The 18,670-nt window shown below is 47.0% G+C and carries 16 protein-coding genes and 1 pseudogene; 9 read left to right on the forward strand and 8 right to left on the reverse strand.

From position 1 onward, the window contains the following. The 3 genes and pseudogenes from nifH to HUF13_RS16125 form a co-directional block, all read left to right on the forward strand. Positions 1-538, forward strand: a pseudogene (gene nifH, locus HUF13_RS16115) (nitrogenase reductase); the annotation flags it as partial. A 26-nt stretch (positions 539-564) separates the two neighbouring features. Further along, positions 565-2,169 carry a nitrogenase component 1 gene (locus tag HUF13_RS16120; protein ID WP_173476066.1) on the forward strand — a complete coding sequence of 535 codons (1,605 nt, stop codon included), beginning with the start codon at positions 565-567 and terminating at the stop codon, positions 2,167-2,169. 17 nt (positions 2,170-2,186) lie between these two features. Then, a complete protein-coding gene (locus HUF13_RS16125) occupies positions 2,187-3,539 on the forward strand; it encodes a nitrogenase component 1 (RefSeq protein ID WP_173476067.1) in 1,353 nt (450 codons plus the stop codon). A 103-nt stretch (positions 3,540-3,642) separates the two neighbouring features. Here HUF13_RS16125 and pdxT read toward each other — a convergent pair whose 3' ends face one another. Both pdxT and pdxS read right to left on the reverse strand, forming a co-directional pair. After that, entirely contained in the window at positions 3,643-4,257 is a 615-nt protein-coding gene (pdxT, locus tag HUF13_RS16130) for a pyridoxal 5'-phosphate synthase glutaminase subunit PdxT (protein ID WP_173476068.1), read from the reverse strand. Continuing rightward, a complete protein-coding gene (gene pdxS / locus HUF13_RS16135) occupies positions 4,257-5,135 on the reverse strand; it encodes a pyridoxal 5'-phosphate synthase lyase subunit PdxS (protein WP_173389977.1) in 879 nt (292 codons plus the stop codon). Before pdxS ends, pdxT begins: the two co-directional genes overlap by 1 nt. Positions 5,136-5,279: 144 nt before the next feature. Between pdxS and HUF13_RS16140 the strand changes: the two genes are divergently transcribed. The 5 genes from HUF13_RS16140 to HUF13_RS16160 all read left to right on the forward strand — a co-directional run bounded on the left by HUF13_RS16140 (position 5,280) and on the right by HUF13_RS16160 (position 10,880). Further along, a complete protein-coding gene (locus HUF13_RS16140) occupies positions 5,280-6,707 on the forward strand; it encodes a PLP-dependent aminotransferase family protein (RefSeq protein WP_173476069.1) in 1,428 nt (475 codons plus the stop codon). Positions 6,708-7,036: 329 nt separating this feature from the next. After that, complete coding sequence (locus HUF13_RS16145) at positions 7,037-8,248, forward strand: hypothetical protein (protein ID WP_173476070.1); 1,212 nt, start codon at positions 7,037-7,039, stop codon at positions 8,246-8,248. Positions 8,249-8,265: 17 nt separating this feature from the next. Next, on the forward strand, positions 8,266-9,294 hold the full coding sequence (locus tag HUF13_RS16150; protein WP_173390044.1) for an ABC transporter substrate-binding protein: 1,029 nt from the start codon (positions 8,266-8,268) through the stop codon (positions 9,292-9,294). A gap of 9 nt (positions 9,295-9,303) precedes the next feature. Continuing rightward, positions 9,304-10,119: an ABC transporter ATP-binding protein gene (locus HUF13_RS16155; RefSeq protein ID WP_173476071.1), complete on the forward strand. Its 816-nt coding sequence runs from the start codon at positions 9,304-9,306 to the stop codon at positions 10,117-10,119. A gap of 8 nt (positions 10,120-10,127) precedes the next feature. Then, on the forward strand, positions 10,128-10,880 hold the full coding sequence (locus HUF13_RS16160; RefSeq protein WP_304039319.1) for an ABC transporter permease: 753 nt from the start codon (positions 10,128-10,130) through the stop codon (positions 10,878-10,880). Between the two features lie 76 nt (positions 10,881-10,956). Here the strand turns inward: HUF13_RS16160 and HUF13_RS16165 are convergent, their stop codons facing one another. The 6 genes from HUF13_RS16165 to HUF13_RS16190 form a co-directional block, all read right to left on the reverse strand. After that, positions 10,957-11,826 carry a class I SAM-dependent methyltransferase gene (locus tag HUF13_RS16165; RefSeq protein WP_173476073.1) on the reverse strand — a complete coding sequence of 290 codons (870 nt, stop codon included), beginning with the start codon at positions 11,824-11,826 and terminating at the stop codon, positions 10,957-10,959. 36 nt (positions 11,827-11,862) lie between these two features. Further along, positions 11,863-12,774 (reverse strand): PLP-dependent cysteine synthase family protein, encoded by a 912-nt coding sequence (locus HUF13_RS16170; protein WP_173476074.1) that lies wholly within the window; start codon positions 12,772-12,774, stop codon positions 11,863-11,865. Between the two features lie 132 nt (positions 12,775-12,906). Next, positions 12,907-14,064 (reverse strand): PLP-dependent aspartate aminotransferase family protein, encoded by a 1,158-nt coding sequence (locus tag HUF13_RS16175; RefSeq protein WP_173476075.1) that lies wholly within the window; start codon positions 14,062-14,064, stop codon positions 12,907-12,909. Positions 14,065-14,477: 413 nt separating this feature from the next. Then, a complete protein-coding gene (locus tag HUF13_RS16180; protein WP_173476076.1) occupies positions 14,478-15,947 on the reverse strand; it encodes a nitrogenase component 1 in 1,470 nt (489 codons plus the stop codon). A gap of 10 nt (positions 15,948-15,957) precedes the next feature. Continuing rightward, on the reverse strand, positions 15,958-17,268 hold the full coding sequence (locus HUF13_RS16185) for a nitrogenase component 1 (RefSeq protein ID WP_073423770.1): 1,311 nt from the start codon (positions 17,266-17,268) through the stop codon (positions 15,958-15,960). Beyond that, entirely contained in the window at positions 17,261-18,133 is an 873-nt protein-coding gene (locus HUF13_RS16190; RefSeq protein ID WP_173476077.1) for a radical SAM protein, read from the reverse strand. Before HUF13_RS16190 ends, HUF13_RS16185 begins: the two co-directional genes overlap by 8 nt. A 402-nt stretch (positions 18,134-18,535) precedes the next feature. Between HUF13_RS16190 and HUF13_RS16195 the strand changes: the two genes are divergently transcribed. Further along, positions 18,536-18,670: AAA family ATPase (locus HUF13_RS16195; RefSeq protein ID WP_304038934.1), on the forward strand; the 135-nt coding region annotated here is incomplete at its 3' end.

Raw genomic sequence — 18,670 nt, forward strand, 5'->3', positions numbered from 1 at the left:
CATCACTTCCATCAGCATGCTCGAACAGCTGGGCGCTTACACCGAAGATCTCGATTACGTGTTCTACGATGTGCTCGGTGACGTTGTGTGCGGTGGCTTTGCCATGCCGATTCGTGAAGGTAAGGCTAAAGAAATTTACATCGTCGCTTCCGGCGAAATGATGGCCCTCTACGCTGCGAACAACATTTGTAAGGGTATCGCAAAGTATGCCGAACGCGGCGAAGTTCGCCTCGGCGGTATCATCTGCAACAGCCGTAACGTCGATAACGAACTTGATTTGCTCCGCGCATTCACCAAGGAACTCAACACGCAGCTCATCCAGTACGTGCCGCGCAACAACATCGTGCAGCAGGCCGAAATCCGCAAGAAGACAGTGATCGACTTTGAGCCGAATTGCAGCCAAGCTAACGTCTATCGCGAACTCGCTAAGAACATTGACGAAAACGAACTCTTTACCATACCGACGCCGATGACGCAGGACCGCTTGGAACAAATTCTCATCGACTACGGCATGATGGAAAAGGACTACTCCATTTAGCGAGAACCGGCAGGAGGTAAAAATCTATGGCATCAACTAACATTAATTTAAATATGACCTCGGTCGAAAACCGCGAATATCGACTGGGTACCATTATCGGTTGGGACGGCAAAGCCAGCGACTTGATCAAGGAATCTGCCTACGACGAACGCAGCGCGAAAAAGCACGGTGGCTGCGCAAGCAAGGGGGCCGGCTGTAAGCTTTGCGAATTGCAATCTCCGCTCAACCAAGAAACCATGTGCTCTAACGCTATTGTCCAGTGCCAGGTGGGCAACCTCACGGACTGCGCTTTGATTGACCATTCTCCGATCGGCTGCAGCGGCGAAAACTCCAAATTCAACCTTTCTATGCATGTGGGCCTTAAGCGTCGTGGCAAACCCCTGCAGAATACTTTGAACATCAGCACCAACCTTAAAGAACAGGACATGGTGTTTGGTGCTTCTGAAAAGCTTCGTCAAACGATTCGTGATGCAAAAGAACGTTTCAATCCCAAGGCTATTTTCATTGGCATGGCTTGCGCTACCGCTATTATCGGTGAAGACATTGACTCCGTCGCCGAAGAAATGGAACCTGAAGTTGGCGTGCCTATAATTCCGCTGCACTGCGAAGGCTTCCGTTCCAAGCATTGGTCCACGGGCTTCGACATTGCATTCCATGGCGTTCTCCGTCAAATCGTGAATCGCCATCCGACCAAAAAGCAAAATGACTTGCTCAACATCGTTGCTCTTTGGGGAACGGACTATTTCTCTGAAATGCTTGCTCCGCTTGGCCTCCGCGTGAATTACCTCTTGGATACTGCATCTTTTGATGAAATCCGCCAGGCTTCTGAAGCTGTTGCAACCGCTACTTTCTGCGATACTTTGGGCGGCTACATGGCCACCGCACTTGAAGAATCCTTCGGTGTTCCGCAAATTGATGCTCCGCAGCCGTACGGTATCAAGGGCACTGACGAATGGCTCCGCGCTATTGCAAAAGTTGTCGGTAAAGAAAAAGAAGCTGAAGAATATATCGAAAGTGAACACAAGCGTATTGCTCCGAAGCTCGCTGAACTTCGCGAATTTTTCAAGGGCAAAAACGGCATTGTGATGACGGGTTCTGCTTATGCTCACGGCCTTATCAGTGTTCTTTCGGAACTTGGAATAGGCCACGATGCAGCCCTCGTGTTCCACCATGACCCCATTTACGATGGCGCAGGAAAGCATCAAGACACCTTGAAGGAACTTGTAGAAACTTACGGCGACATTCCGCACTATACTGTAAGTAAGACTCGCGCCTTCCAACTTCCGCAACTTTTGAAGCGTGCCAAGACGGACTTCTTGCTCATTCGCCATCCGGGCCTTGCATCTGTCGCGGGCCACCTCGGGTTCCCGACCCTCACCATGGGCGACGAACATATTCCGGTGGGCTACGAAGGTATCCTCCGCATTGGCGAAATGCTCAAGGGCGTTCTTTCACGTACAAAGTTTAACCAAGTTCTCAAGCGTAATGTGAAGCTCCCGTATTCTGATTGGTGGCTTGCTCAGGACGATCCGTTCTACCTGACACATCATCCAGAAACACTTAACGACCTTCCTGAACCGAGAAATCTCAAGTTCAGCAAAGGCAAAGAATCTAATTCAGAAAACGCATAATAAGGGAGATTTCGAAAATGTCAGAAGCACTTAAAACAAAGAAAAAAAGCAATTCTATTTCGGACCCCCGCTATTCTTGTGCAGTCGGTGCGTCCAATACGGTTGTCGGCATCAAGGGTGCAGTTCCTATAGCCAACTGCTCTCCGGGTTGCCAGCTTAAGCAAACCGCATTCCTCACTTTTGAAAACGGCTTCCAGGGCAGCATTTTTGCTGGTGCCGGTAACATGCCGAGCGCAAACTCTACCGAAAACGACATCGTGTTCGGCGGCATCAAGACTTTGGATCAGTTGATTAAGTCAACGCTCAAAGTTTTCGATGGCGACCTCTATGTTGTTCTCACGGGTTGCGTGGGCGGCCTTATTGGTGATGACGTCCCGAGCTTGGTGAATGAATATCGCGATTTGGGCTACCCGATTGTGGCTGTGGATACCGCAGGCTTCAAGGGCAATAACCTTTTCGGTCACGAAGAAGTGGTGAACGCTATTGTCGATCAGTTTGTGGGCGATTACAAGGGCGAACGCAAGAAGGGCCTTGTCAACCTTTGGTTCGAAGTTCCGTATTACAACCAGAACTGGCGCGGAGATTATCAGGAACTTGCCCGTATTCTCCGTGGCGCTGGCTTTGAAGTGAATGTGCTCTTTGGACCTGAAAATAACGGTGTCAAGGACTGGTTGCGCATTCCAGAAGCCCAGTTCAACTTGGTGGTTTCTCCGTGGGTTGGAGTGAGAAACGCTGAACACCTTGAGAAAAAATACGGTCAGCCGTTCCTTCACATTCCTGAAATTCCCATCGGTGCCGAAGCGACTGCTGAATTTATCCGCAAAGTTGTTGATTTTGCCGGAATCGATAAGGAACAGAGCGAAAAGTTCATTGAACAAGAAAATGGTATTTATTACTACTATTTGGAACACTTCTCTGAATTCTTTGCTGAATACTGGTACGGTATGCCGAGTGAATTTGCGATTACCGCTGATTCCGCTTACACACTTGCCTACACCAAGTTCCTTGCCGACCAAATCGGCCTTATTCCGCGCAAGGCGATTATCACGGACGATCCTCCGCAGAAATTCCGCAAGACCATCGAAGATGCTTTCCATAATATCAGCGAAGGCGTCGATGTTGAAGTGGAATTCGAAGAAGATGGCTACTTGATTGAAAAGGCAATCAAGGAAGTGGATTTCTCTTCTGGTAAGCCGTTGATTCTTGCTTCTTCTTGGGAAATCAATCTTGCCAACGATAAGGGCGCTTTGTTCTTCGAAATTACGCCTCCGTCCAGCGAAACTTTGATTATCAATCGTAGTTTCGTCGGTTACAAGGGTGCACTTAATTTGCTTGAAAAAATTTATAGCGCATCCGTTGGCGGAAAATAAATTTAATGCTTCGTCACTAACATCAACAAAGGTGCCGACTGATTCATCAGCCGGCATTTTTTATTTGAAGTAAATGAATTTGCGAATTGGACATGCGCATGCCCTACTTTACAAGATTCAAAAAGTATTGGTGAATGCTTGTATCGCTATTGAGTTCCGGATGGAACGACAGCGCAATTTGATTCTTGTATTTTACGGCGACGATTTGCTTTGTTGTGCTCGTGGCGTTTGCGTCGGTGTTGCTGCTCGCTGTTCGCGAAAGAACTTCGACATCGCTCCCGACGGATTCAAAGAACGGTGCGCGGATAAATGTTTGCGGAACTTTTCCGATGTGCGCGACTTCGTTTTCGGTGAAGAAGCTGCCGAGCTGCCGTCCGTAAGCATTGCGACGAATGACTGCCGGAAGAGTTGCAAAATACGCCTTGCTTTCGCCTGCGATGTGCTCGGCAAGGAGGATGGCGCCCGCGCATGTTGCAAGTACGGGAAGTCCGTTTGCAATTTTTTGACGCAAGGGCTCGAATAGTCCCAAGTCTCGAAGGAGCTTACCTTGTACGGTACTTTCACCTCCGGGGAGAATAAGACCGTCTAAATGACGGTCAAGATCGCGTAATTGCCTGATTTCAAAAACTTCGGCGCCAAGCGATTCAAGAATGCGTTCGTGTTCGATGAACGCTCCTTGTACCGCGAGCACGCCTATCTGCGGTTTTGCATTGGGCATTATTTCCCCCTTTCGGCCATGAGCAATGCGATTTCTTGTTCGTTGATGCCGACCATGGCTTCGCCCAAGTCTTCGGAAAGCTTGGCGATGAGTTTTGCGTCGGTGTAGTTGGTGACGGCCTGCACGATGGCGGCGGCGCGTTTTGCAGGGTTGCCTGACTTGAAAATGCCGGAACCTACGAATACGCCTTCTGCGCCGAGCTGCATCATGAGGGCGGCATCGGCGGGGGTGGCGACACCCCCGGCCGCGAAGTTCACGACCGGAAGTTTCTTGTGGTCGTGAACATAGCGCACCAAGTCGTACGACACTTGAAGTTCTTTGGCTCTGTTAAAAAGTTCATCTTCGCGCAAACTGGAAATGCGAGCGATTTCTTGGTTCATCAGACGCATGTGTCGGACGGCTTGGACGATGTCGCCCGTACCCGGCTCTCCCTTGGTGCGAATCATGGACGCACCTTCTTCGATTCGGCGTAATGCTTCGCCCAAATCCTTTGCGCCGCACACGAAAGGAACATTGAATTCGCGCTTATTGATATGGAATACATCATCGGCTGGAGAAAGAACTTCGCTTTCGTCGATGTAGTCGATTTCGATGGCCTGCAAAATTTGAGCTTCTGCAAAGTGCCCGATGCGGCATTTGGCCATCACAGGGATAGAAACGGCGTCCTGAATCCCCTTGATCATCTTGGGGTCGCTCATTCTAGATACTCCGCCAGCGGCGCGAATGTCGGCGGGAATGCGCTCAAGTGCCATTACGGCAGCGGCACCTGCTGCTTCTGCGATTTTGGCCTGTTCCGGCGTGGTTACATCCATGATGACGCCGCCCTTGAGCATTTGGGCAAGATTCTTATTGAGTTCGTAACGGTTCTGTTCTGGCATGAGTATCTCCTTGATTGTGGAATGATTTGTTTTTTTTCAAGGGGGAATTTAAAACAATCATTGGCCTTGTTCAATATTCAGTTTCTTGTTATTTTTATAAGGTCAGATAAATACCAGATTTGCATATTTAATAAGGTCAGATTCATGTTTACTTACGATATGTCTAAGGCGGGCTCCAATAGCCTTTATCATTATCTTTATCAGTGCATCAAAAAGGATATCGTAAGTGGAAAAATTTTAGCCGATGAACAGATCCCTTCTAAAAGAAGCCTTGCGCAAAATCTTGGCATTAGCGTGGTGACCGTTGAAAATGCCTACGCACAACTTTTGGCCGAAGGCTTTATCTATTCTCTTCCGAAAAAGGGATTCTTTGTTGTTGATATCAATGCGAAGGCAACATCGCAAGTCCAGACTCGTCAAAAATCGAATTGCTCTCGCAGGCTTCGGGCTGATTTTCACGAAGAATCTGAGCATATCAATCCAAAGTACATTGCCGATTTTGCAAGCAATGGTGCGGATATCGAGGCTTTCCCTTTTTCGACCTGGGCTAAGATTACCCGAGAAGTTCTTTGCGAAAGGCAAAATGACTTGCTGCAAGTTTCTCCTGGCGTTGGTACATTGGAGCTTCGCCGGGCTATTGTGCGCATGCTCCGCGAGTTCAGAAATATTCAGGTGACGCCTGAGCAAATTGTCGTCGGAGCGGGAACGGATTACCTGTATGGATTACTTGTTCAGCTGTTGGGATTTGACAAGTGCTATGCGGTCGAAGATCCTGGCTGGGGCAAGATTTCGAAAATCTACGGTCAGTATGGTGTCAAGGTGAATCATGTCCCTATTGAAGGCGATAGCTTTGTTGATGCTTTAAAGAAATCGGATGCCGATATCGTGCATATTTCTCCAGCGCATCATTTCCCGACGGGGAAGGTGATGCCCGTTGGTGAACGCTATCGTTTGCTCAGTTGGGCGGCGGATTCACCCAAACGCTACATTGTTGAAGATGACTACGATAGTGAATTTCGCATGACTGGAAAACCGATTCCTGCATTGCAAAATATTGATGTGACTGAAAAGGTCGTGTACTTGAATACATTTTCCAAGACGATGACATCTGCCATTAGGCTCAGTTATATGGTTCTCCCTCCACATCTTGCTGAAAAATTTCACAATGAACTTTCGTTTTATTCTTGTACCGTATCGACTCTTGACCAATATGTGATGGCGAAGTTTATTGACCTCGGGTATTACGAAATGCATATCAACCGTATGCGCAATTTGTACAGAAGTAAACGAGACGCGTTGCTTACGGCGATTGATAAAAGTAAGCTTTCAAAAGTAGCGCATGTTTATGAAGAAGATGCAGGCTTGCATTTTATTCTTGAGGTGAATGCAAATTATTCTGATGCAGAATTCTGCAAACGCTTGCGTCAAAAGGGCATCAATGTTAAAGCTCTTTCGGAATATTATTTTGAGGCCACACCATCGGAACACAAGTTTGTTATCAACTATTCTTCTGTTGAAAGAAATAAGATGAAAAAAGCTGTGCAGATTATTGCCGATCTTTTCTCACTCTAATTAAGCACTAACGCTATTTATAGTCTATCGCTATTCGTGTATGATATGTATAAAATAATTTTATACATAGAGCCAAACCTTATATCAAGCGATAAAAATAAAGTATTTTACAAATCATTTTTTCTTTTCTAATTTAAGCGTCGCATTCGAGAACATTGTGTTCCGAAGCTTCCACAAATCAACACGAGGATACCTATATGTGTTGTAGCTGTAAAATTCATCAGTAAATAAGCCGAAACCTTTTTGAAGGTTGATTGGCGACTCTTATTGCACGCAGAATATTGCTCTGCGTGGTTACTCAACTCATACAAAAATTAGGAGATTTTTCCATGAATTTCAATATTAAAAAAACTATAACTCAAGTTATCCTTTTGTCTTCAATTACTGCAATTGCTGCTGAACCTATTGCTGTTACCACGAAATCTGGCGTAAGTGCTACACTCTATGGTTTTGCATCTTTGAACGCCGCCTACGAAGATTCCAAGAGCAATAATGGCAACTTTGCAAACTTTGCTGCAGCATCGGACATTACCAATAAAAATGATGGCGGTTGGCATTTTACGCCGAACCTGACGCGAATAGGCCTCAATCTTTCGAGCGGTAGTGATACATCGTTCTTCAAGGCGAACGGTAAAATCGAAGTTGATTTCTACGGCGGCGGTTCCGGTAATGCGCCTGTCCCACGCCTCCGTCATGGTTACGGCGAAATTTCCTTTGGCAAGTCTGGCTTCTCCATTTTGGGTGGTCAAACATGGGATTTGATTTCTCCGTTGGTGACTCCGACGCTCAATGCAGGCGTTCTCAACAATTCGGGTGATGCGGGCCTTCGCAGAGCTCAACTCAGACTCACTGAAAAAGTTCCTGTTGGTAATGGCTCTTTAGATTTTGCTGTTGCTCTTGTTCGTACTATCGGCGAAACGCAGCCTTACAACACTTCTTCTGCTTCGGAAACGGGTGTTGACGCCGACATTCCCACGATTCAGGGACGCATTGGCGTTGCGCTTCCTCTTTGGGTGGATGGCAAAAAGTTCGGTTTAGGTGTTTCGGGTCATTACGGCCAAGAAGAGGTTGACTTGGACGACTCCGGCGATACGAAGGATATTCCCACATGGTCTTTCAATGTGGATTTGACACTCCCCATCACAAGCAACTTTACCTTCCTTGGTGAGTATTTTGTGGGTGCTAATCTCGATACATACGCAGCTGGTATTGGACGCGGACTGGTTTCGAATACCGAAGACCCCGAAAGCGTAAAAAGTATTGGTGCTTATGGTGGATGGATTGCCTTGCAAGCCAAATTTATCCAAAAGTTGGCCTTTAATGTGGGTGCAGGGCTTGACAAACTCAAACGCAAAGATGTCAAAAAAGTTGGTGGCCGCGAACAGAACTTCTCGTTCTTTGCCAACACAACCTACAATTTGACGGATGCGTTCTCGTTAGGCTTTGAATACTTGCATGTTCAAACGGATTACTTGACCGCCAATACGGTAAAAGAAGCGGATCTGAATCGTTATCAACTTTCTGCAACTTACGCCTTCTAACAATGGAGAATTCTACAATGACTCAGAATAAATTACACACTCGAATTGCATCGGCATTCCTGTTCGTTCTCGCCTGCGTGACTTCCACAATCGCCGCTGACAAGCTTTCCATTGGCTACCTTTCTTCTACGGGCCAGGGAAAATTCTTCATCGCAAAAGATGCTGGCATTTTCAAGAAGAACGGCCTCGATGTGGAATTGGTAGAATTTTCGAATTCTGGCGATGGTATCGCTGCTGTTCGTGCAGGCAAGCTCGATGCAGGTGCTTTCGGATCACTCGCTCCGCTCATCCATGTTTCGCAGGGTGCTGATATTCGCGTCATTGGCGGCCTCATGGGTGGCGATCAGGCGGTGATTACCCGCAAGGAAAATGCAGGTTCCGTCAAAAAATTGAGTGACCTCAAAGGCAAGAAAATCGCTACAATCCGCTTGGGAACTGCCGATGCCATTGTGCGCGGAGGCCTCAAGAAGGAAGGTATCGATTGGCGTAAGGACGTTTCCATTGTAGAACTCAAGAATCCGCCTGCTGTTATCGAAGCCGTAAAGAACGGAAGCGTTTATGCAGGCGTGACCTGGGGACCGCACGACCTCCGTGCCGAAGAAGCCGGCCTCTCCGTAGTGCTCCGCAGCAAGGACATCAATCCCGGTCATATTTGCTGCCGCCTCATTGCATCGCTACGCAAACTCAAAGACCGTGATGATATTTACAAGCGCTTGGTCAAGTCGCTGATTGAAGCCGAAGAACTTGTTGCAAACGATCACAAAAAGAGCGTAGAAATTATTGCCAAGTGGATTAAGCTTGATACGGCTCTCGTCAATAAAGCGTTCTACAGCGGTTACGTGACTCAGGATACCGACCCGAACGTAAAAGGCGTTGAATTCTTCTGGGATTTCTTGAAGGATGCGGAGTTCATCAAGTCCGACAAAAAGGTCTCTCAATATGTCCTCACGAACTACTATCGTGACGCCCTCGCAGAACTTCGCAAACAGCAGCCCAAATCTGAATTCTACGCGCAGGCCGAAAAGATTTTCCTATCTAGAAATTAAGGATCAAAAATGACTCAAATACAAAGTGGTTTCGAAGCGACTAATCTCGTTTTTTCCTATGATGGCAAACCCATCCTGAAAGACATCAACTTAAAAATCAAACCAGGCGAGTTTGTATGTCTATTAGGCGAAAGCGGAAGTGGCAAGACCACTTTGCTGAATCTTCTCGCAGGGCTGACCAAGCCAAATGAGGGCCATGTCTATTGGAACGGGAAGGAAATTGAAAAGCCTTCCGCAGAAAGGAGCGTAGTTTTTCAGGACTACACTCTTTTTCCTTGGCTCACGCTTCTCCAGAATGTTTCGCTTGCAATAAAAAAGACGAAAAAGGTCAAGGGGAGTTTTGCAAAACATTTGGCAGAAGAATACCTGAATTTGGTTGGGCTTTCGGGGAGCCTTCATAAATATCCCTTTGAACTTTCGGGCGGTATGCGTCAGCGCGGAGCTATTGCAAGAGCGTTGAGCGTTGGCGCAGATGCCCTTCTTTTGGATGAACCTTTTGGAGCGCTTGATCCTGTAAATCGAGCAAGCCTTCAAGATTTAATTCTTGAACTTTGCCGTGGTGTGAAAGACCGACCGATAACAACTTTGTTTGTGACGCACGACCTTCGCGAGGCCGTTTATCTCGGAAGTCGAATTATTGTTTTGGGGTCGACGCCAGGCCGTATCATCGCGGATATTCCTTTGGATTTTCCAGTGAAAAAGAGCCGTAGCGAATGGTTCCGCAACGAAAAAGTCCAAAAGACAATCGTTGAAATTGAAGAAGCTTACCACAAGGACATCCTTGAAAAACTCGGGCATACCGTACAGGAGGGCGCAAGTATATGAGAATTTTTGTGAAATATCTATCTAAATTTTCAGGATTTTTATTCCTTCTGTTCTTGCTCGGGATTTGGACATTCATCAGTAGCGGCCCGGAATGGAGTAGCCAATACTTGTTCCCATCGCCAAAAGCGGTTTTGACGGCGCTTTTCAATTCTCGCGAGGAGCTTTTGCGCAGTGCGTGGTCGTCGCTTTTAAAACTTGTCCCTGCTTATTTCGCGGCGGCCGTCGTCGGAATCTCTCTCGGAATTGTTTCGGGGTCTGTCCCTTGGATGGGCACTATGCTAAAGCCCATTTCACGATTCGCGGCCCCCATTCCGCCTAACGTTTACATCCCTTACGCCATCGCCATTTTGCCGACATTTTACTTGTCCTCTACTTTCATTATTTTCATTGCGGCCTTTTGGCCTATCTACTTGAACACGGCAGCCGGAGCTGCTGACATTCCTGAAAAGTACAAACGAAATGCCGCCATCATTGGAATTGGCAAATTTGAATATTTGTGGAGAATAGCCTTTGTCGCAAGCCTTCCGTCCATATTTTCTGGGCTTTCTGTAGGCATGGGGCTTTCGTTCATTATGCTTACTGTTGCAGAACTTTTTGGCGAAAATACAGGCCTTGGACACTTTGTGCAATTTTATGCAGACTATTCCGATTACCCCAACATGGTTGCCGGAATCCTTTGGACGGGCATTGTTGTCCTTGCGATTATGGAGTTATTTGAATTTGTGAAGCGCAAGGTTTTGTTCTGGACGAAGGCGAATTAAGTCGGCAAGTGTTATATTAACGTGCTTTTGGAAAACCCGGTTGCAGAATTTTGCAGCCGGGTATTTTGTATGGATTTTACAATCCGCAATACATCAGGTGAACGCCCTCGAATGCGGACAATCTAGTTGATGCACTGAAAAAGGCTTCGTCGATATCTTTAGGAGAAAGGTCGTGACAATATTGGATGCCCGATTTTTTCGCCAAATCGACAACTTGAGCGGGGTCGTAACCATCGACCATACACTCGCCGCACGATGCTGTTATTTGTTTTAAGCGGCTGATTTTGGTTGTGCTGTCCGCACTGTCCCGCTCTTTTTCGTAGTAATCGAATACTATTGCACTATTGGGGGCTGCAATCTTAGAAATTTCCGCAATCGTCTTGAAAAAGATCTCAATAGGAATGTAGTAGGACACACCGAGAATCGAAAAGACGGAGCGTTTTTTCGGATTAAAACCGGCGTTTGTCAATCTGCTGATGATGCTATCCTTGTTGAAATCGATTTCTACAAAGTGAACTTTGGGACGCCTCTTTGTGAAAAGTTGTCGCGTCCGCTCGATTTTGAAAACTTGTGTTTCGTACAGATCCAGTTCAAAGACGTCGACGTTTTGACTTTTGTTCCTAAGCGCAAAGGAATCTAGGCCCGCACCCAAGAGAACGTATTGCACGTCTCCTGTTTTCTGCTTGGCATCGACAATGTCTTCTGCAAATCGATTTCGTGGAAGAATGATGGGGAGAAGGTATTGATCGATAAAATCCTTAGCCGGGTAATCTTTGGGCTTCGACTTTTTTGCAGGAAGGAACTGCCTTGCAAGATTGCGTGCGTGGCGATATTCCTTTAAACCCACAAAATCCTGTGCAAATTCGTCTTCAAAAATTTTTTCACTTTTAGTGTGAGTGTGGACAGCTCGGGCAAGAGCGCATAAAAGCGCAGTTTTGCTAATCATAAACTTGTGCACTCTAATTAAAGATGAATTTTTATGTTATTTGTATAAACCTTTGCTGAAGTAACGATCGCCACGGTCTGGGGCTACAAAGACAATGTTTCCGCGAGCGCCCGATGCAATCAGTTTCTTGGCTGCTGCGAAAGCGCCGCCCGAAGAAGATCCCGCAAAAATTCCCTCTTTTTGCGCGAGTTCACGGGAACCACCGAAAGCGTCGTCATCGTTAATTTTGATGACGCGGTCCACAAGCGACATGTCCATAGTGTCTGCAATAAAATCGTTTCCGATTCCTTCGATGTTGTAGTCTCCATGTTCGCCACCGCCCATTGTAGAGCCTACAGGGTCAGCGAGCACGCCTTGGATTTTGGGGTTGCGTTCCTTGAGTGCCTTGAGAATGCCGCTAAATGTACCGCCGCTTCCTGCGCCTGCAACAACATAATCGACGTTGCCTTCGAGATCATCGTAAATTTCAGGTCCTGTCGTTTCATAATGGGCCCGCGGATTTGCCATGTTGTGGAATTGCCGGAGTGAAATGGAATCCGGAATTTGCTTCAGCAGTTCTTCTGCTTTCTTTTCTGCGCCGAGCATGCCTTCTTCACGCGGGGTGTTGATGAGTTCTGCGCCAAGCGCACGCAAAAGCGTCTGCTTTTCTTGCGAAAATTTTGTCGGTACTACAAAAATGACACGCACTCCGCGGTTCAATGCTGCAAATGCAATTCCAAGCCCGGTATTGCCTGCGGTTGCTTCGATAATCGTTCCGCCAGGTGTGAGCGTCCCTTTGGCGAACGCGTCTTCGACCATATAAAGGCCGGCGCGGTCTTTTACGCTGCCCGAAGGATTCCACAATTCAAGTTTTACGAATAAATTTACGCCTTCGGGAACACCAACATGATTCAATTTTACAAGCGGCGTTTTCCCAATGAGGGATTTCATGGATTCGTAGTAATGCATATAAATTTCTCCATTTAGATTGCTTCTGCCACATGTTGCTCGTTGCAAAATTGCCTATGGTTCCTTGCAATGACATGTATCGCAAAATTGAGGCAAACGTCATTGCGAGCGTAGCGAAGCAATCTATTATTGTTATGCTTGTGCCGCGTTGATGGCTTGGTTTACATCCGATATAATGTCATCAACTTTTTCAATGCCCACGGATAAGCGAATGAGCCCGTCAGTGATGCCGACTTTTTCGCGAATTTCCTTTGGGATAGATGCATGCGTCATTGTGGCTGGATGGCATACGAGGCTTTCGACGCCGCCCAAGCTTTCAGCAAGAGAAACGAGTTTTAGAGCTTTGAAGAATTTTTTGATATCGTAATTTTCACGAAGTTCGAACGAAATCATAGCGCCACCGTTCTTGGCCTGTTTCTTGTTGATTTCGTAGCCTTGTGCTGTCGGGAGTCCCGGATAATAAACGTGCTTTACGGCTTCGTGCTTTTCGAGATACTTTGCGATGGTTTCGGCATTTTCAGTATGGCGATCCAAGCGGACGCCAAGCGTCTTGATGCCGCGAATTAAGAGGAACGAATCAAAAGGTCCGAGTACAGCACCGGTTGCGTTCTGCGTAAAAGCGAGTCTTTCGGCAAGTTCCTTGGAATTGACAACAGCAAGGCCTGCCACCAAGTCGCTGTGACCGCCTAAATACTTTGTCGCAGAATGCACGACGATGTCGGCGCCCAATTCAATCGGACGCTGCAGATACGGCGTCATAAATGTGTTATCGACAATGGTCAAAATGTTGTGCTTCTTGGCAATTGCGGCAACGCCTGCCAAGTCTGTTACCGTCAAGAGCGGATTTGCAGGGCTTTCGACAAAGAACGCTTTCACATCGGGTGTTATTTTGGATTCAAGCGATTTCAAATCGGTCGTGTCTTCGAAGGAATAAGTAATTCCGAGATTCTTGAAAACTTTGTCCAAAACGCGGAAAGTGCCGCCATAGACATTGCTCGAAATGATGATGCGGTCTCCTTGCTTAAAAAGCGAAAGGACGGTTGTTGTTGCAGCCATGCCGCTTGCAAATGCAAAGCCTGCGACTCCTCCTTCGAGTTCTGCAATCAGCGCTTCCAATGCTGCGCGCGTCGGGTTCCCTGTGCGGGAATATTCCCAACCCGTGTTTTCACCAAGGCCTGCCTGCTTGTAGGTGGAAGTCTGGTAGATAGGGACGTTTACAGCTCCTGTAGTTTTGTCGCCATCAATGCCGCCGTGAATGAGTTTTGTTTCGATATTGTTGAAGTTTGACATAAGATAATAATCTCCTATGACGCTATTAAATGCTAGCGCCTTTGTGGTTTAAATTTTTTTTGAATAAAAAAATCCCGCTACGGAACATAAAACCGAGCGGGAATCTGTTTAAAAGAATAGCCTAAAAACTAGATGCCCGTCCGACATCGACAACAACAAGCGAAATTTAAGCTATTGAACGGGAAATTCATTTTTTATATCCTATTTCTTTTGTGGGTTAATTTAGATAAAGCCTTTCGTTTTGGCAAGAGATTTCTTTATACTATTTTTCTGGAACTGGCAATAATGATTTTCTATAGCCGTTTTGTTGTTGCGTTTTTTTGAATTTGAATCTCAGCTGAAATTGGTTGCTTAAACAAAAAATCTCCTGCGGAAAAAATTCCCGCAGGAGAAACCATGTCAAAAAAAATTGTTTATCTTGCGCCTTCCGGCTTCAAGAACTTGTCTGTATCTTGTTCGTACCACCACTTGGTATAGGGTAACTTGATTCGAGCGGCAAGACTCTTTTCAAAGCTACGGTTCTTGATGGTATCGAGGATGCTCTTGGCAAAGTTGAGTGTTCCTTCGTATCCGAAAATCATGTATTCATCGGCGACGAAAAGCGCTGCGTAACCCTGCTTGATGGCCCATACAGTTGAACCTGGATGACGGCTAAAGTAAATATCCGGCTTGTGATAGTTCAACACGCTCATCACTTCGTAGTTTTGTTGGTCAGCCACAGTGAGCTTGAGCCCCTTTGGCGATGTCTTCAGCAAATGTTCGAGTGCTGGCGGAATCTGGCCGTTATCGTACTTGTAGTCATAATGCCAAGCAAGACCGTGAACCACTTCCATGCCGAGTTCCTGCAATACGCGCGAAACTTCGTAGGTGTAGCCCGGGCCCATACCGATCACGGCGCGGAGACCCTTGAGTTCCCTCTTGACTTCTTCGATTTGCGGCAAGTAAATGGCGCGCTGGCGCTCGATATAACGTTCCACTTCGGCTTCCTTGCCAATCGTTTTGCCGATAGCGCGGAACCAAGTTTCAAAACCGGTAATGCCGTTCGGGTTAATTGTACGCACATACGGTACACCATAAGTTTCTTCGAGGGCGTTGCCGAGGTAGGTGCCGAGCGTTCCGCAAATGCAAACCATTGCTTGGGCTTCGCTCAAGTGCGAAAGTTCTTCGACCGTGGAGTTGCAATAAACGAATTGCGGTTCTGCTCCGATTTCCTTGAAAAGTTCCGTAATTTGCGGACGTGCGCTTTCAAAGAAGTTCTTGAAGATAATCTTGTTATTCTTCTTCTCAGGCGGTTTCACGATGCCCTGTAAAACGGCGTGGTCTGCGATATCGAAACCGCTAGCCCAAATGCGGCTCTTGAAACCTTCGCAATGGATTGGAATAATTGGAATATCGTATTCATCTGCGAGTTCGTCGGCGAGACCGTCAACGTCTTCGCCAATCACGCCCGATACGCAAGAAGACGAGAGGAAAATCGCTTCCGGGTGGAACTTTTCGTACGTGTACTGCGTTGCTTTGCGGAGTGCTTCGATAGCGCCAAAGACTGTATCGTTTTCGTTCAAGTCCGTGCAGACGTAAACGGAATTTGTCTTTTCGTTAATGCGTTCGGCGAGTTGGCGGAATTTGACATCTTCACCTTGTGCAAGTGCAACGCAACCGGCTGGAGCGTGATAGACGACAGCCACATTGCGGATACTGATGAGTTGGTCCAAAGCGCAACCCGAAAGGCAAGAACTGGATTGGCTAAAGCAGCGTTCGCGATTCTTGATAGAACCGCATTGAGAACGGTGTGCCAGTGTATCCAAGTCGCCCGAAAATCCAGTGATGGATCCAAGACGGTTTTCGCGAACACCGACGTTTGCATTTTTAAAATTAAATGGCATTAGATCCTCCTTAAATTTTCAGCATGGAAAGTGCTGCAGAGTAGATGTCTTCCAACAAGTAAAGGCCGCCGGAATAACCCGCCACATGCGAGTTGATGACGATTTTTTCGATCATCGGATAGCTGATGTTCACGAAGTGGCCCTTGAGTTCGTGGGCGAGTTTCTTTTCCCAGTTCGAACCGATGATGAGCGGGGAGCCGCCAAAGTCCATTTTGCGGATTTGATTCTGGAGGTCGAAACCGTCCGTGGTGAACTCGACTTTTGTTTTGATGTCGTAATTCAGCGTGTTTGTTTCTTGCGAGACTTCTTCGCGGAATGCTTCCGGTGTGTCGTCCGTAACGAACAGCTTTTGCGGGAAAAGACCCATGTCGTTCACGAGGAACTTGGTCACGGCAATTACGTACTGGGCTTCGCTCACGACGGTAAAGCGCTTGCTCACGATACGGCTTTCGAGAATCGTATCGGCGTAGCGTTCCAGGTAGTAGAAGAACTGTGCTTCGTTCTGCTGGATAACGGATTCCGTGAGTTCTTTGTCTGCACCCGTGAACTCAGCGACCGTGCGGAGGAACTTTGTCGTTTCGGCCGCACCAATTGGCAAAATCGGGTAGTGCAACAGCGGAATGTTGAATTCTTTTTCCAAGTATTTTGCGCTTTCGAGGCCTGCCCACGGCGAAACTAGAATCGTGTATTCTGCCGTCGGAATCTTTTGCAAGTTTTCAAGCCCGCGGCCAAAACCGAAAATCGTATTCGTCTTGAGACCGATGGACTGCAAAAGACGTTCGAGTTCACGCAAGTTGCCAAGCCAATACGGATCCTGCTGAGGCACGCCTGCGAATAAGTTGACGAGTCCCTTTTCCTTCGGGGCTTCGCCCTTGAACTTTCTCACATACTGTTCAAAGATGCTCTTTAAAATCCAGTCGTGACCGATGTAGTTGTTGCCCTTGAATCCCGGCGTCTTTGCCCAGATGACAGGCTTTTCGGCATCTTCGAATTCTTCTGCGACTTCTTGAATGTCGTCACCAATGATTTCACCCGTGCAACCGGAAAGAACCACGAACAGGTCGGCATCGATGATTTTGAGAGCGTTGCTGATGGTTGAACGCAACTTGTCTGCACCGCCAAACACGACTTCTTTTTCGCTGATACTTGTGCAAGGGTAAATGTTGGGGCTGAATCTGCCGCTCGTGCCGTTGTTATCGTTTAGCTTGGATGCGCATCCCGGACCGGAATGCAAAACGGGAATTGCTCCAGGAATGGATTGCACGGTCTGCATTGCTGCCAAAGCGCATTTGTAGCGCGCCTGATCCAATATTTTAGCCATGAGAGAAAGTCTCCTTTACACGGATGCGATCCATGTAGATTTGTGAACCAATGTCATAGACGCCGGGAACGCCAACAGCATCTGCTCTGCAGTGAGCGCAGTGCTTGAAAACATTGATAAATACGCCGGCCTGTTCCTGTGCAATTGCGAGTCCCTTCGGAGTCGGGGCCGGAAGATCCTTGAATCCGTTTTGCGGAATCAGCGGAATGATGTTGTATATAATCGCTCCCGCTTCGCGTACGGTTGCTGCAACATCTTCGATATGGTTGTCGTTGATGCCTGGGCAAAGAACCGTATTCACTTTCACGAGTGTCCCGCTTTTTGCAACCTTGCGAATGCCTTCCAGCTGGTTGTGGATCAAGATTTCAGCGGCTTCGACACCCGTGTAGGTCTTGCCGTGGTAAAAAATTCTTGCGTTAATCATCGCTTCGATTTCTGGATCGACTGCGTTTACCGTTACCGTAAGCGTGTCGATACCCACGTCAATGACTTCGTCGGCCTTGTCGTTCAGCAAAAGTCCGTTTGTGCTCATGCAACGAATCAGGTTTGGAAATTCCTTTTTGACGAGGCGGAAAGTGTCCAGTGCAAAAGGTGTCGCGAGCGTGTCGCCAGGACCTGCAATACCCACCGTAGTAAGATCCGGTACGAATTCAAGAGCCTTGCGAATATAGCCACATGCTTCTTCTGGTTTGATGACTTTACTTGTATTTCCCGGAACTTGTGCGTCTTCGTTGATGCGACGGTCGCAAAAACGGCACTCGATGTTGCAACCCGGAGCGACGGGCAAATGAATACGCCCTTTACGATTCTTGCATGCACCGAAACAGGGGTGCTCTCTAAAAACTGTCTCTTGATTTGTTGCCATAAAACCTCACAAGGCAAAAGAATCGATAAACCGCGAAGGTGAAATTCCTACGAGGCTAAACTTCCGGCGTGCCGGATTAGTTTATGTGAAATAAAATTGAACGGTTACCTAGCGTTCTGTATTCTTTTAAATTTTTGCTTCTGTTCCGAAGTCCCGCATAATTTAAAAAGCGTAATAGGTAAATGCAATATAAGACCCTGTTTGAAAAACAAAAAAAATAAGTTTTATTGACTTGTGATAGACTCGGGGTAAATGGTGTTATAAAACAAAGCTATAACAGTGGCGTAAATCATAATTTTTTGAACGAAACGGGTTGAAAAAATATTGAAAAGGGTTGACTATAATTCTACAATTGACGCTACCTAGCGTTTCTGTAGGTAATTAAACCTAAGGAGACATTTCATTATGGCAAAACGTTTACGTCAGATTGCAATTTATGGTAAGGGCGGCATCGGTAAATCTACTACGACTCAGAATTTGACCGCAGGCCTTGTAGAACAAGGTAAACACGTTCTTGTTGTCGGTTGCGACCCCAAG

The organism is Fibrobacter succinogenes (assembly GCF_902779965.1).
GTDB lineage: Bacteria > Fibrobacterota > Fibrobacteria > Fibrobacterales > Fibrobacteraceae > Fibrobacter > Fibrobacter succinogenes_F.